This window comes from Mucilaginibacter sp. SG564 (genome assembly GCF_013149275.1).
GTDB lineage: Bacteria > Bacteroidota > Bacteroidia > Sphingobacteriales > Sphingobacteriaceae > Mucilaginibacter.
The window spans coordinates 215,210-241,884 of sequence record NZ_JABGNA010000009.1; the positions used below are offsets into that span (position 1 = coordinate 215,210).

Sequence of the window (26,675 nt, forward strand, 5' to 3'; positions counted from 1 at the left end):
ATCAAGGTCATGTTATTGTTAATGTAATGTTAATTTAATATTATTAATTAACGTATATTTAAGGCATGACCAGGAATCATCTACCTACTTATGTTATTGTTGAGCTGCTGATCAGGTTATCACAACACAATTATTTGATAGGCGATTACAAGTATCATAGTGTGTTTGATACGGGGGTAATGGTTAAAACCTCGGGTGGAAGTATCAATTTTCCAACTCAGATTGTACTGCGGCAGTTTGAAGATCCCGCTAAGATCAGCGATGACGAGCTGTCGCAAATGGCATTACGGTTCAAAAAAGCCTAATTGCCATTATGTTATTGTATTGTAACATTTTAACTCTTAACAAAACAATATGAGGGTACTGCTTATTATGTTTATATAAGTTCATTATTTATGAAACCCGCTGATAAACATTATAAATTTATAAACAGTAAAACTGGTTATGTAATTTATTATCATTCCATAAGCAGCGACCATACCGCCGAACAGATCAAGGCCGAATTGCAGGAAATAAAAGCCCGTGTGGCCATTAACAATGGCATATATCTCGAAACTGTTTACTGGGAAGAGTTTAAAGACGATGTTAATGTTTAGGCTTATTAAAGACGATGTTAATGTTTAGGCTTACCTCTTAATCACGGAAAAAACGGCACAAAAAACCCCTGCCTTTCGGCAAGGGCAAAAACCACAACAATTGTTTAATCTTAAGGCTATGAACCCCTAAGATCAATTCCTAACTGCAATGTGGCGTTTTTTCTATATAACGTTACTGATCGTCAATTAGTTTTAGCTTTTTATATGTTTTACTGGTAATGTGTTAAACTAACTTATTTGTATAGTGAATGAAAAGCAAACAATATTCATGTTATATTTACCAGTAAAACTATAAAACACGCTATGAGAAAATTATTACAATTTAAAGCAGGATTGCTTTTTGCATTTGTGCTTTTAACCTCAGTTGCCTTTGCCCAGGATAAAAAGCCGGCAAGCCCACATGACAGTACAACAGCAGTAGTAGCCGGTTCAACCATTAAAATTAAATATGGCAGTCCGTACGTAAAAGGCCGTAAAGTTTTGGGCGAATTAGTACCATTTGATAAGGTATGGCGTGCCGGGGCCGATTCTGCAACCAGCATTACCACCAGCAAAGCTATAAAGGTTGAAGGAAAGCCATTGGCAGCGGGCAGATATGCCTTTTTTGTGATCCCTGACAAAAACGGCAGCTGGACTATTATTTTTGATAAGAACCCGAAACAGTGGGGAGCTTATACTTATAAAGAAAGCAACGATGCTTTACGTGTAACCGTTAAAGGAAAAACCATCCCTAAAGAGGAGAGCCTTAAATACACCATTACCAAGAGTGGTTTTGCGCTGAAATGGGATACTTTCGAAGTCCCGGTTTCTATAAAATAAAATTGCTATCATTAACTTGATGTATCAAAGCCCCTCAAAGGGGCTTTTTTTATGCCTTAATAGCCTTGAATAACCATTTAATAGTAATTTAGTAAATTACTATTAGTTTATATATCCCTAATGCGTTATAACTTTCGCGAAAAGCCTTTGTTAAAAAGGATAGCAGTTATATTATCCCTGGCCCTGGCCATTTTTATACTGATGCAATTTGGCGATCACCCGGTTTGGGTTGAGCGTTATTATTCTGAGGGATTTTATGTGTTAATTTGCTATACCCTGCACCCGCTTTTTAACCTGTTTCCGTTTAGTGTGGGCGATATTATATATGTGGCGGTTATAGCCTACCTGATCTATAAAACTATCAGTTTCTTTAAACTCCTTTTTAAAAAACAATTTAAAAAGGCAGGAGTAATGTTATTGGGTTTAGTGATAGGGGTGCAGGCAGGTATATTGACATTTTATCTTTTTTGGGGGATGAATTATTTCCGTCCGTCAGCGGCGGAGCGGCTTAATTTACGGGATACCTCCTTTACCACTGCCGACCTGCACAAAGTAACCCAGTTGCTTATTGATAGTGCAAATGCCACACGGGCGCGGGTTACCGCAGCCGATATGGCGCAAAGCAATAGTACTATTTATCAAACCGCCAAACATGCGCTGAGCGGGCTATCTACCAGCTCGGTTAGTTTTCGAGCCTGGCATCCGCATGTTAAGCCGTCTATGCTTACATTTTTGCTCAATTTTATGGGTACGTCCGGCTATTATAATCCTTTTACTTCCGAAGCACAGATCAACTTCCAAATGCCTGTTTTTAACCGGCCATTCGTGGCTTGTCATGAAATGTCACATCAGATGGGGTACGGTGCCGAAGATGAGGCCGATTTTGCCGGTTTTGTTGTTGCCATACACTCTAAAGACAGGTTGTTACGCTATTCGGCCTACCACCTGGCTGTTAGTGAGTTCATGTATTCATTAGGCAGACGTGATACGGTAGCCTATAAGGCACTCAAAGCTACCATATCAAAGCAAGTGCGCCATGATTATGCCACCGAACACAGCTATTGGCTATCCTATGAAAACAAACTCAACGCTATCAGCAGCATTTTTTACGATAGCTTTTTAAAGGCCAACAATCAACCCCAGGGACTCGAAACCTATAACCGGATGGTATTGCTGGTAATGGCCCAGGAGCGTAAAAACTGGGTTCATTAAGGTTCATTGGGTTACTTTTTCATTGGTTCATTGGTGTGTGGTTGTATAATACATGCTTATTAGCTATTACGGTTAATTAACGTGTGAAAGAAAACAGGCTCACCGCATTTACCACTGAACCACTGAACCAATGAACAAGTAAACCAATGAACCGAAATAAAAAATGCGCTCCGGTATCTCACCCCCGGAACGCATTGCAATATCATCCAATGATATTGTATCAACTAAATCTCAGATATCATGCTTAATGAGTACCTAAGCTCTTATAAATTTACCTCAGCGAAAACGTGCCCGGTAAACAAAACTTTATTACTTTGTAAGTATGCTGTTTATAGCAATAAGATCGATCAGTTTTGGTATTCAATTATGAATAATTGAATGGAAACGCCTATGTGTTGTAAATATTATACGCTTGAATGGCAAATCTACTGTAATTATTATGAAAACATTTTAAACTTTATAATCAAAAAGTCAAATTGGCCAGTAAAAATATCGTTACTATGAAGCATTGTATAACTATAGTTTTAATATTTTCTCCAATGGTAATTTTTGCTCAAATATTTAATCCAAAAGAAATAAAACGGGCAGAGCAACTGGCGAAAACTGTAACCATTATTCGTGATAATTGGGGAGTTCCGCACATTTATGGAAAGACGGACGCGGCGGTAGTTTTTGGACTGATGTATACCCAATGCGAAGATAATTTTAAAGGCATCGAGCGTAATTACCTGTACCAATTGGGCCGGCAAACCGAAGTTGACGGCAGTAGCAAACTATATACCGATGTACAATTACAACTAATAGCCGATAGCGCGGAAGCGATTAAAGATTATAGAGCCAGTGCGCCCTGGTTTAAAAAGCTCATGGATGCTTTTGCCGATGGTATCAACTATTACCTGTACAAACACCCCGAGGTAAAGCCACTGGTATTTAAGCGTTTTGAACCCTGGTATGCTTTAATGTTTACCGATGGCAGCGTTGCCGCAACCGAAACCGGAGGCATCCGCCTCAATGAAACAGAGGAATTTTATAGTAGATGGAATAAACAGCTGGGCGTCCTGATCAACAAGCCCAATCCCATTTATGATATGATCAATGAGCGCGAAACGGGTTCAAACGGTTTTGCTATAGCGCCATCCAAATCAGCCTCGGGGCATGCTTTGTTATATATAAACCCGCATGTGCCTTTTTATTTCCGCAGCGAAGTAGGTTTGGTGAGCGATGAGGGCTTGAACGCATACGGCGCGGTTACCTGGGGACAGTTTTTTATTTACCAGGGTTTTAACCAGCATTGCGGTTGGATGCATACCAGCAGCTACGCTGATGTGGGCGATCTGTACGCCGAGAAAATGAGTAAAAAAGATGGTAAATGGTATTATGAATACAACGGCTCGCTTAAACCAGTTGCCACCCGTAAACTGGTGCTGAATATCAGAAACGGCGATAAACTGGAACCGAAAACGATTACAGGGTACTATACCCATCATGGCCCCGTTTTAGGCAGCCGCGATGGTAAATGGCTGGCACTGAAAGCCAACAATCGCTCTTATAACGCTTTGCTGGAATCATGGCTGATCACCAAGGCTAATAATCTCACAGAGTATAAAAAGGCCATGGACCTGGTATCAAATGCTTCCAACAGTACGGTCTATGCCGATGATAAGGGAAATATCGTATTCTGGTATGGTAACTATATTCCCAAACGCGATCCGAAGTTTGACTGGAGCTTACCTGTTGATGGCAGCATACCGGCAACCGAATGGCAGGGTGTGCATGCGCTAAAAGATATCATTACCGATATCAATCCGGCAACCGGCTGGATTCAGAATTGTAATTCTACACCTTACACAGCCTCAGGAACCAGTAGTCCGGACAAGAGTAAATATCCTGTTTACATGGCTCCCGATGGCGAGAATTATCGGGCCATTACTGCCATTAAATTACTCAAAGATGCAGACCATATCACCCTTAATCAACTGATAGCGAAGGGCTATAACCATTACCTCACTGCTTTTGATGATCTGTTGCCACCCTTGTTCGCGGCTTATGAGCGTGCACCTGATTCTGTTAAGCGTTCACTGACGGAGCCCGTACTGCTATTGAAGCAATGGGATAAGTATTGCGCTGTAAATTCTGTAGCCAGTACCCTGGCCATTGAGTGGGGTACCTTGATGATGAAAAACCTGCCGCCACCGCAAACAGATCAGCAGAGCACATTTATTACCCAACGTGTGAAAAAACTTGCTCAGATGAGCGGCGATCAGCAGCTTGAATTTTTAACGACGGTTTTAAAAAACCTGCAAAGCCGCTTTGGTACATGGAAAATGGCGTGGGGGGATATAAACAGGTACCAGCGCCCTGCAGATGGCATTACCTTTGATGATAAACTACCGAGTATCCCCGTGGGGGCAACCGGATCGGGCTTTGGGCAGTTGCCATCGTTCCAGAGCCGTACCGTGAATACACAAAAACGCTACGGTTATTCGGGCAATAGCTTTGTAGCAGCGGTGGAGTTTGGTCCGAAGATAAAGGCGAAAAGTATCATGACCGGAGGGCAGTCTTTTAATGCGACATCAAAAAACTTTACCGATCAGGCGCAGGGTTTTATTGGTGGCCAATTTAAAGATGTATTATTTTATAAAAGCGATGTGTTGAAACACGCTCAAAAAACCTATCATCCGGGTGATTAAACGGTTGGGTTAATATCAAAAAAATGAAAAAATATCTCTTTATCGCTTTACTGGTATTTTGCAGCGGCCATGTATTTAGCCAAAGCATTACACTGAATGATTTGATCAACATTTCCAACCTGCCTAATGACGATGCCCATAACTACCTGGTAAATGGCAAAGGGTTTAAAAATGAATATCTGCAGGAACTGAACGGCAGAACGATAGAGCATTTGCGTAAGATTGCCGGTAATAAAACCCAGGAAACGGTGATCATAGGCGAAGGATATAAACTCAGCAATGGTACCCAGTTGCGCACGGTTACCTATAAATCGCAAACACCACAACATTTGTTTAATTTAATAACACAGGCCAAAAGCGCCGGCTTGAAAATGAACATTCAGGGTGCCGACGCGGCGAACAATATTTACCTGTTCGATAATAACTTTTATCACATTGCGGTATATGTTAACCGGGATAATACCTTTGGATCAATAGAGGTGAAACAAAAGGAGTTCATCGGTTTCGATTAAGTTTTTCCTCTCATCAAATCCGGTGCGGCTTTATTATATTGCATAACCAATTGATAAAGCCTATGAAAACCATCAGTCGCAAAAAGTTCATCACCACCGCTGCGCTCGCAGCAGCCGGTATCCCTTTGGGTGTGAATGCTCTCTCCAAAACACCGGTACCCCCTTTAACTTCTACTGATTTAAATACCAACAAACGCACCGTAGAAAAGATTAAAGTAAGTATCTTCTCCAAACATCTGCACTGGCTCAATTATGCTGATATGGCCGCGCTGGCTGCCGAAATGGGTTTTGATGGTGTTGATCTCACTGTGCGGCCCGATGGTCATGTATTACCCGAAAATGTTACTGCCGATCTGCCCAAAGCTGTTGCCGCGGTTGAAAAAGCCGGGTTAAAAGTGTATTCCATAGTAACCAATATTAAACAAGCCGACGAGAAATACGCGGCTGATATTTTGAAAGCGGCTTCGGCGCTGGGTATTAAATATTACCGTACAGCCTGGTTTAATTATGATAAAACACTTACTGTGCCGGCAAATTTGCAGCTAATCAGCAAGCAACTGGCTGGTTTGGCAGCTTTTAATAAGAAATACCATATGCACGGCGCTTATCAAAATCATTCTGGTGATCTGTTTGGTGCCTCCATCTGGGATCTTTGGCTGGCGCTAAAAGATCTTGATCCGACATCAATAGGCTGCCAGTACGATATCAGGCATGCCACCACCGAGGGTGCCGACACCTGGGCTACTTCGATACAACCGCTTGTTCCTTTTATTAAAACTACCAACATCAAAGATTTTTACTGGGACAAAAAGGATGGCAAATGGCAGGTGAAGAGCGTTCCGCTGGGCGAGGGCATGGTCAATTTCAAGAAATATTTTGAAGTGCTCAAGCAACAAAACATTGGCGGGCCGCTGAGTTTGCATTGTGAGTACGATGCATTGGGCGGCGCGCAGGATGGAGCCAAACAAATAACCATCAGCAAACATCAATTTACCAGCATCGTGCAAAAAGACTTATCCACATTGCGCGGGTGGCTAAAAGATAATGCTTTATGATCATTTAATGGATAATTGATGCGTTGCCCTTGTTTTCAGTTACTTAGCTGTATGGCTGTCGATAAAACAATTTGCATATATAATAAGTTTCTTATTATATTTAGTAAAATAAGGTATGCCTCTTTAACTCATAAAGCCGCTGCCTTTTATACCAATTAACCTTTAAAAAAAAGGAGGCTGTCATGAACCTGGTTCATAAAATTGAAAATTGGGGAGATACTCATCACCCTAAAGCCCTTGATGTGGTACGCATTGCGCTCGGCGTGTTTTTATTGCTCAAAGGCATTGCCTTTATGCAAAATACGGCTTACCTCAAAAGCTTGATTGATAGTCAGGATGTGATTGATCTGACGCCCGGTGTATTGATGGCGTTGGTTTATTATGTAACCTTCGCGCATATGGTTGGTGGCGTACTTATAGCGGTAGGCATCCTCACCCGTTTAGGCTGCATTATACAAATACCGATAGTTTTGGGCGCGGTATTTTTAACCGGCATTTTTCAGGAACCTATCAACGCGATGGCATGGCCGTCTATCGTAGCACTGGTACTACTGGTGGTTTTCATGATACTCGGATCGGGGCCCATATCATTGGATAAGTATTTGAGCGAAAAGTAGTTTGTGAGTAGTGAGAAAAAGGGCAAACAAGTTAAATAAATTCTGAAAAATTAACCCATGCACTCGTTTGTGGCGAGTTCGAGATGTTGAATTCTGAAAATTCTTAAATTCTGTTAATTCTGATTCAGACAAAAACTAATATCCTGCCGCCAACTCATCTACATAGCACCAGAGCCAGCGTTCGCCGGGTTCGGCTGAGATCACTACCGGATGACCGGTTTGTTTAAAATGTTTGGTCATGTGTGTATTGGGCGAGCTATCACAGCAAAGCGTAACACCACAGGTTTGGCAGGTACGCAGATGCATCCACGAGGAATGTGTTTTCACACACTCCTCGCAAACGTAATCTTGTGGTTGTTTGATATCCTTAACGGCCGTTAAATGCTGGCATGTTTCGTCTTCCATCATTTTTGTCTTATTAAACTTCGGCCAGGTATTTATGTACAAAGCTAATAGCCATGGAGCCTTCGCCCACAGCTGATGCTACACGGTTCATAGCTCCGGCACGTACGTCGCCGGCGGCAAATATGCCCGAACAGCTGGTTTCCAGTAAAAACGGATCGCGTTTAAGTTTCCATATTTTACCAAAACCTTCATAGCTGCGCAGCTCGCGCCCGGTTTCGATAAAGTCCTTATTGTTTTTGATAATATCAAGTTTGATCCAGTCGGTATAAGGTTTCGCGCCTATGAAAATATATAGGGCATTGGCTACCTTTTTCTCCGTTTCCTGGGTTTTACAGTTCAACAGGGTTAATTCTTCCAGGCAATTGGTGCCGGCGGCTTCAGCTATCTCTGTATTGGGTACCAGGTGAATGTTGGGCGTATCAGCAATCTGGTTAATCAAGTATGCCGACATGGTAGCCACCAGATCGTCCCGGCGGATAATGATGTACACGTTTTTGGCAAATTTAGACAAGTGCATAGCCGCTTGACCCGCGGAGTTACCGCCACCAATTACATATACTTCTTTACCGGTGCATGCCGTAGCTTCGGTAGTGGCGGCACCATAGTAAATGCCAGCGCCGGTGTAATTTTCAACACCCTTAACCTCCAGTTTACGATAATCGACACCTGTAGTGATTACTACCGTACGACTGATGATCTCTGGTCCATCATCCAAAATAATGGTTTTGTAGCCATCTTTTTGTTTGATATCACTTACTGATTGAGGTGATAAAAACTCGGCACCTAAACGCATGGCCTGGCTTATAGCCCGACGGGTAAGGTCGGCGCCGCTTAAACCAGCCGGGAAACCCAGGTAGTTTTCAATACGCGAACTGGTACCTGCCTGTCCGCCTGGTGCTTTGCGCTCGATTAACAAAGTTTTTAAACCTTCGGATGCGCCGTAAACGGCTGCTGCCAGCCCTGCGGGGCCGGCACCTATGATCACTACATCATAAACATCGGTCAATTGCTGCGGGCTTTTGTCCAGTTTTTCGGCTATGGCCCTTATGCTTGGTTTGGCTATATGGCTGCCATCTTCAAAAATTACAAGGGGTAAGTCGTCGGTGCTTAAATTATTTAAGGTTAACAAACCGGCGGCATCAACATTTTTCTCAATATCAAACCATCGGTAGGGAATCAGGTTACCAGCCAAAAAATCTTTGATCTGGTGCGATTGCGGATTAAACTGGAAGCCTACCAGCTTGATACCCACAAATTCGGGTACATAGTTATTTTGCCAATCGTCTAACAGATCATTAATTACCGGATATAGTTTTTCCTCTGGTGGATCCCAGGGTTTCATCAGGTAATAATCAAGCTGTACATCATTTATGGCTTTTATCGCGGCCTCGGTATCCGAGTAGGCGGTAAGCAAAACACGTTTAGCATCAGGGAATATTTTTTTTGCCTTCTCTAAAAATTTCACTCCTTCCATCTCGGGCATGCGCTGATCGCACAGGAACAAAGCAACCACGTCCGAGCTGTTTTTTAGTTCGGTAAGACTTTCCAGGGCCTCATTTGCTGATGTGGTGCTCAAAATTTTGTACTCTTTACCATACTGCGACCTGATGTCGCGGCTTATGGACCGCAGTACCTGCGGGTCATCGTCAATGGAAAATATTATAGGGCGGCTCATAGGGGTGATTTTCTGAAGGTAAAATTATTAAATATTTTATCAAGTATCGAGTGGCTAGTATCAGGTATCAAGATTTTTGAAAATGTATAAAAACAAAGTTGTCTTGATACCTGATACTAGCTACTTGATACTAACACGTTACCCATCAATCAGGAAACAAACACTGAATACAGTTTTGCCCGGCATTGATTTTACTTTGATAGAGCCACGGTGTTGTTTTACAATACGCTGTACCACTTCAAGGCCCATACCTGTGCCTTTGCCCATTTCTTTGGTTGTAAAAAACGGATCAAATATCAGGCTTTGTATCTCTTCTGGTATGCCTGGGCCGTCGTCAACTATAAATACTTCCACAAACTCACGGTCGCGGCGTGTTTTAACGGTTAATGTTCCCTGGCCGTTAACAGACATGGCATCAATGGCATTATCGATCAGGTTGGTCCATACCTGGTTAAGCTCGCCTATCAGGGCTTTTACCTCGGGGAGGGTTTCGTCAAAGTCTTCAATAACGTTGATATTACCTTTCCTGATCTTGTAACCCAGCATGGTAAGCGTGTTGCGTATGCCAATGTGTATATCGGCATATTGCTTATCCTGCCCGCGATCCATGTGGGTAAATGTTTTAACAGAGCTTACCAGTTCGGCAATACGCCTGGCCGATTCCTGTATATCGCTGATCATTTTCTCGGAGATCAGTACATCGCTTATCCAGTTTAGTATATCTGACAAGTTTTCGGATGTAACAATGGCATCAAATTGTTCAAGGGTATCTATGCTGAAGTTAAAATCAACAAAGCTTTCAACAATATCGTAACCATTCTCAATCTCGTGCTCATCAAACCATTCCATTATTTCATCTTCGCGATGAGTACGTTGTTTAAGGCTTAAACGTGTTGTATTTTGCTGTGAAATCTGATGAAATAAAAGATCGGTAACACCGGTAACCTGGTGTGGCTCAAGCCGCATGGTAAAGATGGCCTTAACACTTTCAGGTTCCTGCTCCAGGTGCTTTTTCAGGGTGAGGGAGTCGCGCACGATGGCTGACGCCGGGTTGTTCAATTCATGAGCCAATCCGGCCGAGAGCTTACCCAGTGCCATCATTTTTTCATTCTGCTGCTGCAGGGCTGTAAAATCACGCACACGGGTGGTCATGATATTCACCAGCGACTGGGTGAGCTCATAATGATTCCTGATCATGTCTGGTATCAGCTCGGTATCAAAGCTCCGTATATGTAATTTGCCAATGGCTTGCGCATATCCTTTGGATATTTTTCCCCTTGAAAATGGCAGGTAGCCGGTAATGTTACCCGGGCCTACAACAGTAAATTCGCGTCGGAAACCACCTTGCATCATAAAGAAACGCATACTGCCATCAACCATAATATGAGGGCCGCTCATGGGTTCGCCGGGTTGCATCAGAAATTCCCCGTCCTCAAAAATATTATCAACGCTATTCTCCAACAGCCATTGCAGCTGATCTTCGGGCACACCATTAAAAGCTTCGAGCGATTTTAACCAGGATACAGTTACCGTTTGCATGTATTAAAATTAGCTATTATTATTCAACAGTTTAATGAGCACAATATTGTGCAGCAGTAAACCCAGCAAAATTGCTTTTGCTAAAATACGTAGGATTTTTTAATTGGGTAACTTATGACCAATGATTTACATTAATACGATAAATCTGATCATCGGGCGGGAACACTATCGATGGTTTTTTTATTGTAAATTATTGATAATGATTGAATTATAATGTTTATCAAATAAATATCGCCCATTTTTATTGCCTCTGATAAAGACTATGAGTTTGAGTATATAAACATCTTCCCGGTGGCGGCTCCGGCCGCCACCTTGTTGAGAAAATGATGCATTTAGCGCGTTACCATACTTGAGAAAGCTGGTAAGAAAGATCAAACATGAGATTGATCCGGACTTAGTTGATTTGATCAGTAAAACGCGTCCCGGTGGTGAGATCCGATGACGCTTTTATTATTATACGTAAAATATTATACGTAAAAGTATCGGTCCTGGTTTGCCGGTTTTGTCGATCAGATCACGGATTCCATCGAATATATTTTTCCCTGTATGCTGTAAAATGCTTTTAATGCGAACAGATTATAAGAAATTAAGCTATTTATACATTTTTTATCTACATTTACCCTATCAATTGTAAAATAGCTTGAATGAAACCGCTTTTGTTAAAAGTTTCTTCGGGACCCGCACATTCATTTAGTGTAAGGCGCGATGTGTTGCCCGATATTAATAACCGCTGGCACTGCCATCCGGAACTTGAACTCATTTACTTTAAAAAAGGTGGTGGTACCCAGTTTATCGGCGATAGTATCAAACAGTTTAAAGCGGGTGATATGACGCTGGTTGGCTCCAATTTACCGCATTACTGGCGTTTTGATGATGTTTATTTTGATCATAACGGGCATGAGAAAGTAGAGATAATCGTAGTTCATTTTTGCGAAAATTTTTGGGGCGACCATTTTTTGCAGTTGCCCGAAAACAAGCTGATCAAAGTTTTACTGGAACGATCAAAAAGGGGTTTGCAGATCAGTGGCGTTACCAAAGAGAAATTAACCGTGTTGCTGGAAGATATGCTGGATACCGATGGTGCCGAAAGGATCATCATGCTGCTTAAGGCCCTCAATACCATGGCCATCAGTAACCCGGTTAACTACCTTACTTCCATTGGTTTCAAGTATGATCATAATGAGTCGGAAAACGACAGGCTTAACAATATCTACGAGTACTCGGTACGTAATTTCAGGAAAAAGATATACCTGGATGAGATTGCCGAAATAGCTGGAGTGAGTTCCAATTCCTTTTGCCGGTATTTTAAATCAAAAACCCGTAAAACCTACTCGCAGTTCATTATCGAAATAAAGGTAGGTTACGCTTGTAAGTTGCTGATAGAAAATAAGATGAATATCAAGCAATTATGCTATGATAGCGGATTCAATAATTTTTCGACCTTTCATAAGCACTTTAAGCAGGTAACCGGGAAAAGTCCGCTGATGTATCAGAAGGAGTTTACCAAGAACCCGTAAAGAGGGCAGGAAGAGATCAGAAAGTGGGTTTACATGTAAACCCACTTTCTGATGGGTTTTGTTTATTAATATTTTGATTATCAATATTTTAAATGAATGTAAACCCTGAAAAGTGTAAACCATGTAAACCCACTTTTTACACAGGTAATTTCTGCTGACCTGATGCAGTGACGGCTTGATAAATAGGCAATTATCCCTATATTTAGCCTTCAACCTTATTAAGCTATGATTCGCAATATTCTATTGGTTACCTACCGCAACCTGGTAAAAAACAAAATATATACTTTTATAAATGTAACCGGTTTGGCGTTGGGCATGGCGGCATTCATACTCATCACCGCCTTTGTAAATTTCGAAAAAAGCTTTGACCGCATCCATCCCGATGCGGCCAACATTTATCGTGTAGAAAGTCAGTTTTACCGTGGTCAGGAACTTACCGATAGCTGGCCAACCAGCACCAATGGATATGCTCCGGCCATGAAAGCTAATTTCCCCGAGATTGCTTCTTACGCCAGGATCAGCTGGGCCAATTCAGAAAGGGTGGTGAAATATGAAAACACCAAGTACCGGGAAGAGCATGTTTGCTTTGCCGATAGCAACTTCTTTAGCTTTTTTGCCTATCCGCTGGTAAAGGGTAACCCATTAACCGTACTTAAAGAGGTTAACACCATAGCGATATCGCAATCGGCAGCCAAAAAATATTTTGGTGGTGCTGATGCTATAGGCAAGTTCCTGGATGTAAGTACGCTTGGCGATAAATATCACTGTATGGTTACTGGCGTTTTTAAAGATATTCCGGCCAACTCCACCATGCAGTTTAATTTCCTGATATCCTGGAGCACCTCATCCAAGTTTATCCAGAATTTCTGGTACCAGCATGAAAGCTACACGTTTGTAAAGTTGAACCCTGGCGCCCGCACTCAGTCGGTAGAAGCCAAATTTCCGGCCCTGGCCGAGCGGTATAAAACAGGTCCATCACTAAAGGAACTCAAATGGGCGGTAAAGTTGATACCTCTTGCGGATATCCATTTAAACCCGGCCAAACCTTATGAAATAGAGGTAAAGGGTAACCGTTTCGCGGTTAATTTTTTAAATATCATAGCCTTCGTTATCCTGGTGATAGCCTGTATCAATTATATTAACCTGGCAACCACCAAATCAGTTGATCGTGCGCGCGAAGTAGGTATCCGCAAGGTGAGTGGAGCGCACGCGTCACAGCTTATTCTGCAGTTTTTAACAGAGTCGTTCATCATTAATATAGCTGCCCTTTTGGTGGGTATTATACTGGTGTTGGGTGCGCGCTATGGGTTGTTACATTATTTATCTGACAGTAATACCTATGGCCTTTTATTTAACAGTGCTTTATTTCTGAGAGTAGGAGCTGTCTTTTTAGGGAGCATTTTACTATCCGGTATTTACCCGGCTCTGGTACTGGCTCGGTTAAAACCGATAGCGGTGCTCAAAGGGCGATTCGCATTTTCAAAAAGCGGGATATTACTGCGTCGGGGAATGGTGGCTTTTCAGTTTATGGCATCGGTACTGCTTATAGCAGGCACCTTTGCGGTTTACCGGCAAATTGTTTACATGAGCAGCCAAAATACCGGGATAAATATTAACCAAACCATTGTGATCAAAACGCCGGTAAATACCAGTAATTACGCGCAAAAGATCAGCAGTTTTAAAAATACGCTGCAGGGCTTTCCTGGTGTAAAGGCGGTTACGCTTTCGGGTGCTGTGCCGGGCAGGGAGGTTCGTTGGTTTTTGGCCAACAGGCGTTTCGGCGCGCCAAAATCTGAAGAACGTACTTATGAGATGCTAAAGGTTGATCATGACTTTATGCAGGCTTATGGTATGCAGCTAATTGCGGGCAGGGCATTTGATAAAAGTCGCCCGGCAGATTCCATTGGTGTGGTATTAAATGAATCGGCAGTGCGGCAGTTTGGTTTTAGCTCAGCGGAGGATGCTATTGGAAAAAAAGTATGGATTGAAACGGTCGACAGTCACCCTGATGAGGTGATCGGTGTTATCAAAGATTATCATCAGCAATCGTTGCAGCAAAAATATACCCCGGTGATATTATTTATGGACCCGACCTTGTCATGGATACCCGCCGATTATTTTTCAATTAAAGTAAGCCAAAACAATATGGCCCAGATGGTAGATCATATTAAAACCACCTGGAACGATAATTTCCCGGAGTCGTCATTCGATTTCTTTTTCCTGGACGATTTTTATAACCGCCAGTACAACCAGGAAACACAGTTTGGACATGTGTTCACACTGTTTTCCTCACTGGCTATATTTATTGCCTGTATTGGGCTGTTTGGCTTAACCGCTTACTCGGCCGCACGCCGTACCAAAGAGATAGGTGTACGCAAAGTTTTGGGCGCATCGGTACAAAGCATTATCTCGCTGCTTACCTGGGATGTAGTGAAACTGATACTGATATCAAGTCTGTTTGCATTGCCGGTAGCTTATATTTTTATTAGCCAGTGGCTTAACCACTACGCGTTTAAAGTAACGCTTACCTGGTGGCAGTTTGTACTGCCGGTATTCGCGCTGGTAGTTATAGCTATAGCTACCACGTTTTATTTAACGTTCAGGGCCGCGCTTACTAATCCAACATCGTCATTGAGGAATGAGTAACCTCACCCAACCCTCTTCAAAGGAGAGGGGATAGAAAGCTGCAGAGTAAAGTCCTCTCCTTTGGAGAGGATTTAGGTGAGGCTTTTCGTATTTGAATACATTGTAACACTATGCCCAACATCAAAATAAAACCCTTAAACAACAGGCCAGAAAATATTATAGCCCTCAGCGTTATGCTAATTGAAGTGGTAGCCAATGGAGGTTCGGTTGGTTTTATGCATCCTTTAAGTCCAGTCGAATCCATCAACTTTTGGACAAGCTCATTAGCAGCTGTTGATCGTGGTGAGCGCATCATTCTCGGTGCTTTTGATGGTGATGAACTGGTAGCCACAGTAACCCTGGTGCTTAGCCTGCCGCCCAACCAGCCGCACCGCGCCGAAATAGCCAAAATGATGACCCGCATCAACTACCGTGGCAGGGGTATAGCCAAAGCCCTGTTACAAGCCGCCGAACAGTTGGCTGTTGAACATAATCGCAGCTTATTGGTGCTTGATACCGCTCAGGACGAAGGAGCTTCGGGCTTGTATGAAAAACAAGGATTTACTTTAACCGGTATCATTCCCGATTATGCCCTGAAACCACACGGAGGTTTAACCGCTACCATGATTTATTGGAAGCGGATTGGTTTATAATTATTAAATGTTTATTACTGAAATAGAATTTGTCATGCTGAAAGGAGTGAAGCATCTATAGTGCGATACGCCCGGCGAATAGATCCTTCGTTCCTCAGGATGACAAAATTTATCATACTCTTCCCATCGGGAGCGAACTAATTAGCCTGTTTTTTTTAGTCTTTGCTCTTTGCTCACCAAATCCTTACTCCCATAAACCCATGCCAAAAAAGCTTAACACTTTGACGATTTTGGGATAACTATTTACAGCCAAACCTTATTTCTTTGTATTACCAATTTAACCAGCTTTTATAATATAGCTATGGCCCACAGATATTGCTTAACACTTGATTTGGTTGATGATGAAGCCCTGATTGCCGGGTACGAAAAATATCACGAAGCCATCTGGCCCGAGATCCGTAAAAGTATTGTCGATTCGGGTATCACTCATATGGAGATCTATCGTTTTGATGTGCGTTTATTTATGATCATGGAAACCGATGATAACTTCAGTTTTGAGAAGAAAGCCGCTGCGGATGCTGCCAATATGAAAGTACAGGAATGGGAAACGCTGATGTGGAAATATCAGCAGCCGGTAAAGGGAGCACTTAATGGCGAAAAATGGGTTTTGATGGATAAAATATTTGCCTTGTAACCAATTCAAACTAAATAAATTATGCTTAAGAGAACTCAATTGCTATTCGCGCTGGTGCTCCTGTCCCTGTCACCGGTGTTCGCGCAAAAAATGATCGGTACCGAAACCGATGCCCAGAAACAAAAACGTATGGAATGGTGGACGGACGATCGTTTTGGGATGTTTATTCACTGGGGCCTGTACTCAGGCGCGGCCAGGCATGAATGGGTAAAGCATAATGAAAAGATTGATAACGCGGGCTACCAAAAATATTTCGATCAGTTTAACCCCGATCTGTTCGATCCGCAAAAATGGGCCAGGCAAGCCAAAGCAGCGGGTATGAAATACGCGGTATTAACCACCAAACATCACGAAGGTTTTTGCCTGTTCGACTCCAAATTTACTGATTACAAGGCACCCAATACCAAAGCCAAACGCGACCTGGTGCGCGAGTATGTAAACGCTTTCCGCGGGCAAGGCCTCAAAGTAGGTTTTTATTATTCCCTGCTTGATTGGCACCACCCGGATTACACTATTGACGAGATCCACCCGCAATCGCCAAAAGATAAAAGCGATGCTTCTTATGCCGCTTTAAACAAGAACCGCGATATGGCCAAATATCGTCAGTACATGCGTGATCAGATCACCGAGCTGTTAACTAAATATGGTAAAATTGATATCCTTTGGCTTGATTTTTCGTTCCCACGTAAAGATGGTCACGGTAAAGGTAAGGATGAGTGGGGTTCTGTGGAACTATTAAAGCTGATCCGTAAATTACAGCCGGGCATCATTGTCGATAACCGCCTGAATTTGGAAGAGTATAAAGACGGCGCCGACTTTGAAACCCCCGAGCAGGTGAGTACTGCCGAACTGGCTAAGTACCGTGGTAAAACCTGGGAAACCTGTCAAACATTTTCTGGTTCATGGGGCTACTATCGTGATGAAAACACCTGGAAAACTCATCGTCAGCTGCTTGACCTGTTGATCACCTCCACCAGTAACGGTGGTAACCTGATACTGAACGTTGGTCCAACCGGCCGCGGAGAGTTTGACTACCGCGCAACCAACGCGTTGGATAGCCTGAGCCACTGGATGCATGCCAACAGCCAGTCTATTTATAACTGTACCTTTGCGCCCGATAGTTATAAGATACCAGAAGGTACCAAACTAACTTATAATAAAGTGAACGGTCGTTTATATGTGCACGTGTTTGATTATCCTAAAGATGGCAAATTAACCTTGCCGGGTTATGTTGGTAAAATTAAATACGCGCAGTTTTTAAATGATCATTCAGAGCTTTTAAGTAAAACCGCAGGGCAGGATGTAGAATTAACCCTGCCGGTTAAAAAACCAAATTACGAAATACCTGTAATTGAATTAACTTTAGTTAATTAAGATAACAGAATTCGGATAAGCCCCCTAATCGTAAGGTTTTAGCACTTCGGATTTAGAGTTTAGAATTTAGGATATAATGTCAATACAAAAAGAAACATTTTTAAGGATACACCCGCATGATAATGTGCTGGTAGCCCTGCAAAACCTGGAGCAGGGAACACCGATCACTTTTGAGGGTAACACCTTTACTTTAGCCGATCGTATTGCCGCGAAACACAAATTCGCGATCAATGAACTGAAAACCGGTCAGGAAATTTACATGTATGGCGTACTGGTGGGTAAAACCACCAGTACCATACCACAAGGCGGTTTGCTGAGCACGCAAAATGTGCACCACGCCTCTGACGGATTTCGTCTGGGCGAGCGCAAATTAAGTTGGCACCAACCAGATACCCGTAACTTTGACAGTAAAACCTTTAATGGTTACCACCGTGCCGATGGCTCTGTTGGTACTGCCAACTACTGGATAGTAGTGCCGTTGGTATTTTGCGAAAACCGTAACATCAACGTATTAAAAGAAGCCCTGGTTGATAAACTGGGTTACAAAAAAGCCAAAAGCTATGATGGCGATGTTGAGCAACTGATGGAGCTTTACCAGGCAGGTAAATCTGTTGAAGAAATATTGAATGCCGATATCCAGGCATCAGCAGAAAAAGCGGACTCTAAACGACTGTTCAAAAACATCGACGGCATTAAATTTTTGAACCATAGCATGGGCTGCGGAGGTACAAAGGATGATTCGGACGCGTTGTGTGGACTGATCGCCGGGTATATTACCCACCCAAACGTGGCAGGTGCAACAGTTTTAAGTTTAGGCTGCCAACATGCGCAGGTGAGTATTTTACAAGCCGAAATAGCCAAACGCGATCCCAACTTCAGCAAACCAATGGTGGTGCTGGAGCAGCAAAAAGTAGGTACCGAGAGTGAGTTGCTGAAACAGGCGCTAAAGCAAACCTTTGCCGGTTTGGTACAGGCTAATCAAAATCAGCGTCAGCCGGCGCCATTATCTAAATTGTGTATTGGTTTGGAATGCGGTGGCTCTGATGGCTTTTCGGGTATTTCGGCAAACCCTGCGTTGGGTTATGTGTCCGATTTGCTGGTGGCTATGGGCGGTTCGGTGATATTGGCCGAGTTTCCGGAGCTTTGCGGCGTGGAGCAGGAACTGAGCGACCGTTGTGTCGACGAAGAAACAGCCAATCGCTTTATGCAACTGATGACCACCTACAACGCCCGTGCGGAGGCCGACGGCTCAGGTTTTTACGCTAACCCATCACCCGGTAATATCCGCGATGGTTTGATCACCGACGCCATTAAATCGGCAGGAGCAGCCAAAAAAGGTGGTACATCGCCGGTTGCGGCGGTATTGGATTATCCCGAAAAAGTAACCAAGCCAGGGTTAAACCTGTTATGTACGCCAGGCAGCGATGTGGAAAGTACTACTGCCGAAGTAGGTTCTGGTGCTAATATCGTTTTGTTTACCACAGGTTTGGGTACGCCTACCGGAAACCCGATCACCCCGGTAGTAAAATTATCAACCAATACGGCTATGTTTGAACGTATGCCGGATATTATCGATATTAATTGCGGGACAATCATCGAAGGTGAAGAAACCATTCAACAGGCTGGCGAACGTATATTAAATTATGTGATCCAACTGGCCAGCGGCGAGGTTGAACCCAAATCGGTAAAACTAGGTCAGGATGATTTTATACCCTGGAAAAGAGGGGTGTCGTTGTAAGACGGAGCATAAAATAGGGTGTCATGCTGAGCTCGTCGAAGCATGGTGGGCAAAGGCCTCTCCGCGCGAGTCTTCGACAAGCTCAGACTGACAGATGCCTTTTTATAATTATAAATTTGTCATGCTGAACGGAGTGACGCATCTATTGGCATATATGAATAGTCCGCTAACAGATCCTTCACTCCGTTCAGGATGACAAAATATTGGATAAATCTATATTAGAGTAACATGTTTAAACTAACCAATAAATCGGTAGTGATCACAGGCGGGGGCAGCGGCATAGGTAAAGCCATGTCGGTATTATTTGCGCAGCAAGGTGCTACCGTTCACATCATCGAATTAAATGACAAGGCCGCGGCCGAAACTGTAAGCGAAATTGAAGCAGCCAGCGGAAAAGCCTTCGGCTATGCCTGTGATGTAAGCAATCAGCAACAGGTAGTAGATACTTTCAACAAAATAGGTAAGATCGATATTCTGATCAATAACGCGGGCATAGCCCACATTGGCAAGGCCGATAATACCAGTACCGAAGACTTTGAGCGCGTATTTAACGTGAACGTAAAGGGTGCCTACAACTGCCTTTTCGCGGTGATCCCGGCGTTGAAAGCTAATGGTGGAGGCGTGATCTTGAATACTGCTTCTATAGCGGCCAGCGTAGGTATTACCGACAGGTTTGCCTATTCAATGAGTAAAGGTGCTATACATGCCATGACGCTTTCTGTAGCGCGCGATTACCTGCATGATAACATCAGGTGTAACTGTATTTCACCTGCACGTATCCATACGCCGTTTGTGGATGGTTTTATAGCCAAAAACTACGCCGGTAAAGAGGATGAGATTTTTGAAAAGCTATCCAAGAGTCAGCCTATCGGCAGGATGGGTCGGTCGGAAGAAGTTGCCGCCCTTGCTCTATATCTTTGCTCAGACGAGGCAGGCTTTATCACCGGCACCGATTATCCTATCGATGGTGGATTTATAACTTTGAACAACTAACCTTTAAAAAACAATACCACAACAATATGAAGCTGATACGATTTGGCGCAATTGGACAAGAAAAGCCAGGAGTGATCCTTAACGATAAAAAATATGATGTTTCTGCCTTTAGCGAGGATTACACCGAACAGTTTTTTGCGACTGATGGTGTGGCACGCCTGGCCGCTTTTATAAAAGATAAACAACTCCCCGAGGTTGCTGATAGCATACGCTTAGGCAGCCCGATAGTGCGTCCTTCAAAAATTGTATGCATTGGCTTAAATTATGCCGATCATGCTAAAGAAACCAACGCGCCCCTGCCACCCGAGCCGGTGATATTCATGAAGGCTACTACCGCCATTGTTGGCCCGAATGATAATATCGTGATCCCCAAAAATTCTGTAAAAACCGATTGGGAAGTGGAGCTGGCCGTAGTGATCGGTAAAAAGGCGTCTTATGTTGATGAAGCTGATGCGATGAACTATGTAGCCGGATATGTACTGCATAATGATGTATCGGAGCGTGAGTTTCAATTAGAACGTAATGGCACCTGGGATAAAGGAAAAGGTTGCGATACCTTCGCGCCGCTTGGTCCGTTTTTGGCCACACCTGATGAAATTGCCGATCCGCATAACCTGCGTTTATGGTTAAAGGTGAACGGTAAAACATTGCAGGATGGTACTACATCAAACTTTATTTTTAACCTGCCCCATTTGATTTCCTATACCAGCCAGTTCATGACGCTGCTGCCGGGCGATATCATTTCAACAGGTACACCTGCCGGTGTTGGCCTGGGTATGAAACCGCCATTTTATTTAAAACCAGGCGACGTGGTTGAACTGGGCATCGATGGGCTTGGCGAATCAAAACAAAACGTGGTAGCTTATGCCTAAAATTGATGCGCACCAGCATTTCTGGATATTTGACCCGGTTCGTGATAGCTGGATCAACGATGAAATGCTGGTGATCAAACGTGACTTTTTACCAACAGATCTGCTGCCGGTATTACAACAGAACGGCATTGACGGTTGTGTGGCTGTTCAGGCCGATCAGTCCGAACAGGAGACACAATTCCTGCTGGAGATGGCAGCTGCTAACCCTTTTGTAAAAGGTGTAGTAGGCTGGGTTGATCTGAAAGCGGATAACCTGGAAGAGCGGTTGGACTATTTTAAACAATTTAATCTGCTGAAAGGCTTTCGTCATATTTTACAATCGGAGCCTGACAGGCAGTATATGCTGCAACCGCGCTTTCAGAAAGGTATAGCCAGTTTGCAAAAGTACGGCTATACCTACGATATACTGATATACCCTGAGCACCTTCCTTACGCCGAATTACTGGCCGGAGGTTTCCCCGATCAAAAATTTGTGGTCGACCATTTGGCCAAACCTCATATTAAAGATCAACATATTAATGATTGGCAAAAAGATATCCTGGCTTTAGCCTTACACCCCAATGTTTACTGCAAGGTATCGGGCATGCTTACCGAAGCCAACTGGAAGTTGTGGAAAACCGAAGATTTTACACCTTACCTGGATGTGGTGTTCAATGCTTTTGGCATCAATCGGGTAATGTTTGGATCCGACTGGCCCGTATGCCTCCTGGCTGGTGGTTATGAAGGCACCATGCAGGTGGTAAATAATTATTGCTCAAGATTATCGGCAACAGAGCAAGACTTGTTCTGGGGCAAAAATGCTACACTATTTTACAATTTATAAGCTTGAATTTCAAAATGATACAGCGCTATCATTTTGAAATTTTTGTTGCTAAATAAAATAAAAGTAAGTAACTATGTACCGTTGCAACAGCACGGTAACTTTCTGTTGTGTATAGCCAATTTATACATGTACACTGCTATTTTGCCGTTAATGTGCATTAATGCTTAATACATTGTTAATCAGCCCCCCTGCGGTTAACGACCTTTTTAACCAATTATTTATAACCCAGATCATAATAAAAATGCAATATTTTGTGTTAGTAGAAATTATGGCACATAATTAGCTGTTCGACTATTAGTCGGTGGATTGATCAGAAGCAGGGTAATTATCATCTTGTTTGCTGTTGATAACCAGCGTCTTCAAGCAAATTTATTAAGAAAGAGTCATGTATATTATTTTATTAGAAGTTACCGCCCTGCTTGCCGTAATCATTCTTCCGTTATTGGTTGTGCGAAAAAAGTTCAGGAAAAGATCAAAACCTGTTTACAAGATTGATACCAATACCGAGTATGCCCGCTATGCCATCAATGAAGATGGTTTTCTGGAAGAAATTAACGTAAGCAATTTATCAAAACACAGGCATTAGTATTAATTATACCTCATGCAAAAAGCCATTGTTATTTAACAATGGCTTTTTTGTTTTTCATAGGTTGGTGTAGGCGTTTTATTAAAAGCCACCTTCGTCGGCACTGGAGCCATAGCTGCCGGGGATAGGTACATTCAACAAACGCAAGTAAACGCCCATTTGTGCCCGGTGATGCACAGTTTGCGAATACGCCATCCTGATCACTTCGGCTTTGGTTCTTACGCTTATTAATTTACCATCATAACGTAAGGTCCAGCTTTTTTCCAGGTCTTCATCACTGGCTTGCGCTAAATGAGTTTTGCCGCTTTCCAGCGATTCTTCAAAAAATCCTAATACGCCCGCTGTATTGTTATGGGGTTCAAATTTATAAGGGTTATGCGCCAGATCAAGTTCATCTGTAGTAAGTGCCATGGTTACCCAGCCTGGTATTTCGGCAATGTGATTGGCCAGGCGTTGCACGGTCATACTCTTTTCATGCGGTTGCCATTCATATTTATCGTTGGGTATAATGGCCAGCATTTTACGGGTGGTTTGAGCTTCCAGCTCCATTTCTTTTAGTAATTCGGCGATGGTTGACATGACTTATCGTTTTAAATATTTACTGTTCTTGTTTGATGATTCAAAGTAACAAACAGCTGGTGACAGCCCTATGTCAGCAGGTTTTTTTTTAGAGATGAAAAAGAAAAAAATAGATTTAAAACCGTAATAAAGACAGACAGGGTTGCCGTCTCAAAACGCAATTGATATCATTGAATTACCAATTATCATCAATGAAACCTATACTCTTTTATCTCTTTTTGTTTTTGCCGGTTATGTGCATGGCACAAAATCCGGCCGCCGATGGTTTAACCTGCGAATACCTCAACAATCCCGTAGGTATCGATATCGTAAACCCGCGCCTCAGCTGGAAGATCAATGCTTCTCAGCGCAGCACCCTGCAACAGGCCTACAATATACGGGTGGCAACAGACGCGTCCTTTTCCTCGCCTAAAACAGTGTGGAATACAGGAAAGGTAAACGCCGATTCCTCTATACTCATTACCTATGCAGGAACTCCACTAAAACCTGCTACCCGCTATTATTGGCAGGTAAAGGTCTGGGATAATCATAACCACGCATCAGCTTGGAGCAAGTCTGCTTATTTTGAAACGGGTATGTTATCACCTGCCGACTGGACGGCCACCTGGGTTGAACCCAAACAAGAGCCTCTGCGCAAAATACCGGCAGCCATGCTTCGTAAACAGTTCAGCGTATCTAAAAAGATCGTATCGGCCAGGGCTTATGCTACGGCGCACGGTTTATATGAATTATATCTAAATGGCAAAAAGGTAGGCGATCAGATACTCACTCCCGGTTGGACGGAGTATAAAAAGCGCCTGCAATACCAGGTGTATGATATTACCGCTATGCTACAACAAGGTGATAATGTAATAGGCGCCATGCTTGGCGACGGCTGGTTCCGCGGAACTACAGGCTATATCAATCAATGGGGTTTCTGGGGCAAAAAACTTGGCCTGTTATGCCAGTTACAGATCACCTATGCCGATGGTACGGTACAAAACATCAATACCGATGGTTCATGGAAAGGTACCAAAGAAGGCCCTATACGCAGTGATGGTATTTACGATGGCGAAACCTATGATGCTCGCATGGAAAAAAGCGGCTGGACTGCCAAAGGTTTTGATGATAGCAGCTGGGAACCCGTTGATGTAGCCAGCTTTGATAACAAGATACTGGTAGGGGTACAAAGCGTACCCGTTCACAAAATACAGGAGATCAAACCCATTGCCATATTTAAAAGCCCCAAAGGCACACAAATTATTGATTTTGGACAAAATCTCACTGGCTGGGTACGCTTAAAAGTAAACGGCAGTGCCGGGCAAACCGTAAAGATTCGCCATGCCGAGGTATTGGATAAATTCGGAGAGTTTTACACCGCCAACCTGCGTGCGGCAACTGCAACTATCAATTACACCCTTAAAGGCGGCGGCCAGGAAGTATTTGAGCCGCATTTTACCTTTATGGGTTTCCGGTATATTGCGGTAGAAGGGTTCCCTGGCGAATTGAAGCCGGAGAATTTCACAGCCGTAGTCATACATTCAGACATGCCGGTTACCGGGCAATTTACCTGCTCCGATACCATGATCAACAAGCTGCAGCATAATATCCAATGGGGGCAGAAAGGTAATTTCCTGGATATCCCGACCGATTGCCCGCAACGCGATGAGCGCCTGGGCTGGACGGGCGACGCGCAGGTATTTTCGCGCACTGCCGCCTTTAATATGCAGGTAGCGCCATTTTTTGCCAAATGGATGAAGGATGTAGCTGCCGATCAGTTCCCGGCAGGTGGAATACCTTTTGTGGTACCCGATATTTTGCAAACCAACCAAACCACTTCTGCGGGTTGGGGCGATGTATCGGTTATTGTGCCCTGGACTATGTACCAGGTGTATGCCGATAAACGCATCCTGCAAACGCAATATCCCAGCATGAAGGCCTATGTGGATTATATCATCAAAAAATCTGGCGATAAATACATCTGGCATAACGGCAGCGTTTTTGGCGATTGGCTCTTTTACCGCCCGGGTATTTATGATTTTTCGGAACCCAATGGTTATACCAATCCCGATCTGATCGCTACCGCTTTTTATGCTTACTCCTCCAAACTACTAAGTGAATCAGCTGGTGTACTTGGTAATAGTGCCGACGAAAAATACTACAAGGGGATATATGAGCAGGTTAAAAAAGCCTTTGTTCGTAATTATATTACCCCAACTGGTCGAATTTTTGCCGACTCGCAAACCGGCTATGTGCTGGGATTGAAGTTTGGACTGGTGCCCGATAGTCTCAAAGCCAAAGCCGCCGCTTACCTGGTTGAGGATGTGCGCAGCCGTAACAACCACCTGTCTACCGGCTTCCTGGGAACTCCTTATTTATGCCAGGTACTGTCGCAAAACGGGTATAGCAATGTAGCTTATGATCTGCTGTTGCAAAAAACGTATCCATCATGGCTGTACCCGGTAAAAATGGGGGCCACCACTATCTGGGAGCGCTGGGATGGCATCAAAACCGATAGCACTTTTGAGGATAAAAGCATGAACTCCTTTAACCATTACTCCTACGGTGCCGTTGGCGACTGGATGTATCAGCAAATGGCAGGTTTACAATTGGGTAAGGCCGGTTATAAACATATTATCATTAAGCCGGAGCCTAATCAAAAGATCAATTTTGCCAAAGTCACTTTTCAGAGTATGTACGGACAGGTGTTATCGGGTTGGGAGGTAAGCAATGGTACCATACAGGTGCATGTGACCATACCACCCAATACCACAGCCGATGTAATCCTGCCCAAGGCGCATGCCGGAGAGGTAAAACTCGATGGCAAACCCATACGCCCTGATACGGCTCACGCTGTTGATGACGGCATTACCGTCAGTGTTGGCTCAGGCGATTATACGTTTAGTTATCCCTGGATAGAGGTAAAAGAGAAAAAAGCGGTTGTGGCGACGATGTAAGAGAAGATAGGATTTTTTAATTCCGGTCTTCTCCCAAGCGTCATTGCGAGGAACGAAGCAATCCCTAAACTATACAGAGCAGCGTGAATAGTTGACTTGCTTGCGTAGAGATTGCTTCGTTCCTCGCAATTGTAAGGGTTTAGTAATTCGAGGACAAGCTAGCGGGTTTATTTTTGGTTGTTTAGGGTGATCATATCAATAGGTTTTTTTCCACCAATACCTTGA

General features: G+C 43.4%; 23 protein-coding genes. 19 read left to right on the forward strand and 4 right to left on the reverse strand.

Annotated elements, in window-relative coordinates:
• Positions 1 to 65 precede the first annotated feature (65 nt).
• The 8 genes from FHW89_RS21495 (at position 66) to FHW89_RS21530 (ending at position 7,501) form a co-directional block, all read left to right on the forward strand.
• Positions 66 to 305 carry a hypothetical protein gene (locus tag FHW89_RS21495; RefSeq protein ID WP_172337107.1) on the forward strand — a complete coding sequence of 80 codons (240 nt, stop codon included), beginning with the start codon at positions 66 to 68 and terminating at the stop codon, positions 303 to 305.
• Between the two features lie 90 nt (positions 306 to 395).
• Entirely contained in the window at positions 396 to 596 is a 201-nt protein-coding gene (locus FHW89_RS21500; protein WP_172337108.1) for a hypothetical protein, read from the forward strand.
• Positions 597 to 899: 303 nt separating this feature from the next.
• A complete protein-coding gene (locus FHW89_RS21505; protein ID WP_172337109.1) occupies positions 900 to 1,415 on the forward strand; it encodes a DUF2911 domain-containing protein in 516 nt (171 codons plus the stop codon).
• Positions 1,416 to 1,535: 120 nt separating this feature from the next.
• Entirely contained in the window at positions 1,536 to 2,627 is a 1,092-nt protein-coding gene (locus FHW89_RS21510) for a DUF3810 domain-containing protein (RefSeq protein ID WP_172337110.1), read from the forward strand.
• A 500-nt stretch (positions 2,628 to 3,127) separates the two neighbouring features.
• On the forward strand, positions 3,128 to 5,317 hold the full coding sequence (locus tag FHW89_RS21515) for a penicillin acylase family protein (protein WP_172337111.1): 2,190 nt from the start codon (positions 3,128 to 3,130) through the stop codon (positions 5,315 to 5,317).
• Between the two features lie 23 nt (positions 5,318 to 5,340).
• Positions 5,341 to 5,829: a hypothetical protein gene (locus FHW89_RS21520; RefSeq protein WP_172337112.1), complete on the forward strand. Its 489-nt coding sequence runs from the start codon at positions 5,341 to 5,343 to the stop codon at positions 5,827 to 5,829.
• Positions 5,830 to 5,891: 62 nt separating this feature from the next.
• Entirely contained in the window at positions 5,892 to 6,884 is a 993-nt protein-coding gene (locus tag FHW89_RS21525; protein WP_172337113.1) for a sugar phosphate isomerase/epimerase, read from the forward strand.
• 182 nt (positions 6,885 to 7,066) lie between these two features.
• Positions 7,067 to 7,501 (forward strand): DoxX family protein, encoded by a 435-nt coding sequence (locus FHW89_RS21530; protein WP_172337114.1) that lies wholly within the window; start codon positions 7,067 to 7,069, stop codon positions 7,499 to 7,501.
• 135 nt (positions 7,502 to 7,636) lie between these two features.
• Here the strand turns inward: FHW89_RS21530 and FHW89_RS21535 are convergent, their stop codons facing one another.
• From FHW89_RS21535 to FHW89_RS21545, 3 genes are all read right to left on the reverse strand, one after another.
• Complete coding sequence (locus FHW89_RS21535; protein ID WP_172337115.1) at positions 7,637 to 7,909, reverse strand: UBP-type zinc finger domain-containing protein; 273 nt, start codon at positions 7,907 to 7,909, stop codon at positions 7,637 to 7,639.
• A 10-nt stretch (positions 7,910 to 7,919) separates the two neighbouring features.
• A complete protein-coding gene (locus tag FHW89_RS21540) occupies positions 7,920 to 9,581 on the reverse strand; it encodes a response regulator (RefSeq protein ID WP_172337116.1) in 1,662 nt (553 codons plus the stop codon).
• Between the two features lie 138 nt (positions 9,582 to 9,719).
• On the reverse strand, positions 9,720 to 11,120 hold the full coding sequence (locus tag FHW89_RS21545; protein WP_172337117.1) for an ATP-binding protein: 1,401 nt from the start codon (positions 11,118 to 11,120) through the stop codon (positions 9,720 to 9,722).
• A gap of 644 nt (positions 11,121 to 11,764) precedes the next feature.
• Between FHW89_RS21545 and FHW89_RS21550 the strand changes: the two genes are divergently transcribed.
• From FHW89_RS21550 to FHW89_RS21595, 10 genes are all read left to right on the forward strand, one after another.
• Positions 11,765 to 12,637: an AraC family transcriptional regulator gene (locus tag FHW89_RS21550; protein ID WP_172337118.1), complete on the forward strand. Its 873-nt coding sequence runs from the start codon at positions 11,765 to 11,767 to the stop codon at positions 12,635 to 12,637.
• Positions 12,638 to 12,862: 225 nt separating this feature from the next.
• Entirely contained in the window at positions 12,863 to 15,283 is a 2,421-nt protein-coding gene (locus FHW89_RS21555; RefSeq protein WP_172337119.1) for an ABC transporter permease, read from the forward strand.
• 110 nt (positions 15,284 to 15,393) lie between these two features.
• Positions 15,394 to 15,915, forward strand: coding sequence for an N-acetyltransferase (locus FHW89_RS21560; protein WP_172337120.1), 522 nt, complete (start codon positions 15,394 to 15,396; stop codon positions 15,913 to 15,915).
• Positions 15,916 to 16,216: 301 nt separating this feature from the next.
• Entirely contained in the window at positions 16,217 to 16,549 is a 333-nt protein-coding gene (locus tag FHW89_RS21565) for an L-rhamnose mutarotase (protein ID WP_172337121.1), read from the forward strand.
• Between the two features lie 21 nt (positions 16,550 to 16,570).
• Positions 16,571 to 17,923 carry an alpha-L-fucosidase gene (locus FHW89_RS21570; RefSeq protein WP_172337122.1) on the forward strand — a complete coding sequence of 451 codons (1,353 nt, stop codon included), beginning with the start codon at positions 16,571 to 16,573 and terminating at the stop codon, positions 17,921 to 17,923.
• Between the two features lie 76 nt (positions 17,924 to 17,999).
• Entirely contained in the window at positions 18,000 to 19,661 is a 1,662-nt protein-coding gene (locus tag FHW89_RS21575) for a UxaA family hydrolase (RefSeq protein ID WP_172337123.1), read from the forward strand.
• Between the two features lie 228 nt (positions 19,662 to 19,889).
• Positions 19,890 to 20,654, forward strand: a complete 765-nt coding sequence (locus FHW89_RS21580) for an SDR family NAD(P)-dependent oxidoreductase (protein WP_172337124.1) — start codon at positions 19,890 to 19,892, stop codon at positions 20,652 to 20,654.
• A gap of 26 nt (positions 20,655 to 20,680) precedes the next feature.
• Positions 20,681 to 21,526 carry a fumarylacetoacetate hydrolase family protein gene (locus tag FHW89_RS21585; protein ID WP_172337125.1) on the forward strand — a complete coding sequence of 282 codons (846 nt, stop codon included), beginning with the start codon at positions 20,681 to 20,683 and terminating at the stop codon, positions 21,524 to 21,526.
• Positions 21,519 to 22,349 (forward strand): amidohydrolase, encoded by an 831-nt coding sequence (locus FHW89_RS21590; protein ID WP_172337126.1) that lies wholly within the window; start codon positions 21,519 to 21,521, stop codon positions 22,347 to 22,349. Before FHW89_RS21585 ends, FHW89_RS21590 begins: the two co-directional genes overlap by 8 nt.
• 385 nt (positions 22,350 to 22,734) lie before the next feature.
• Positions 22,735 to 22,935 (forward strand): hypothetical protein, encoded by a 201-nt coding sequence (locus FHW89_RS21595; protein ID WP_076373622.1) that lies wholly within the window; start codon positions 22,735 to 22,737, stop codon positions 22,933 to 22,935.
• 81 nt (positions 22,936 to 23,016) lie between these two features.
• Here the strand turns inward: FHW89_RS21595 and FHW89_RS21600 are convergent, their stop codons facing one another.
• On the reverse strand, positions 23,017 to 23,514 hold the full coding sequence (locus FHW89_RS21600) for a DinB family protein (protein ID WP_172337127.1): 498 nt from the start codon (positions 23,512 to 23,514) through the stop codon (positions 23,017 to 23,019).
• A gap of 191 nt (positions 23,515 to 23,705) precedes the next feature.
• On the opposite strand from FHW89_RS21600, the gene FHW89_RS21605 reads away from it, so the two are divergent.
• Positions 23,706 to 26,450, forward strand: coding sequence for an alpha-L-rhamnosidase (locus tag FHW89_RS21605; protein WP_172337128.1), 2,745 nt, complete (start codon positions 23,706 to 23,708; stop codon positions 26,448 to 26,450).
• Positions 26,451 to 26,675 lie beyond the last annotated feature (225 nt).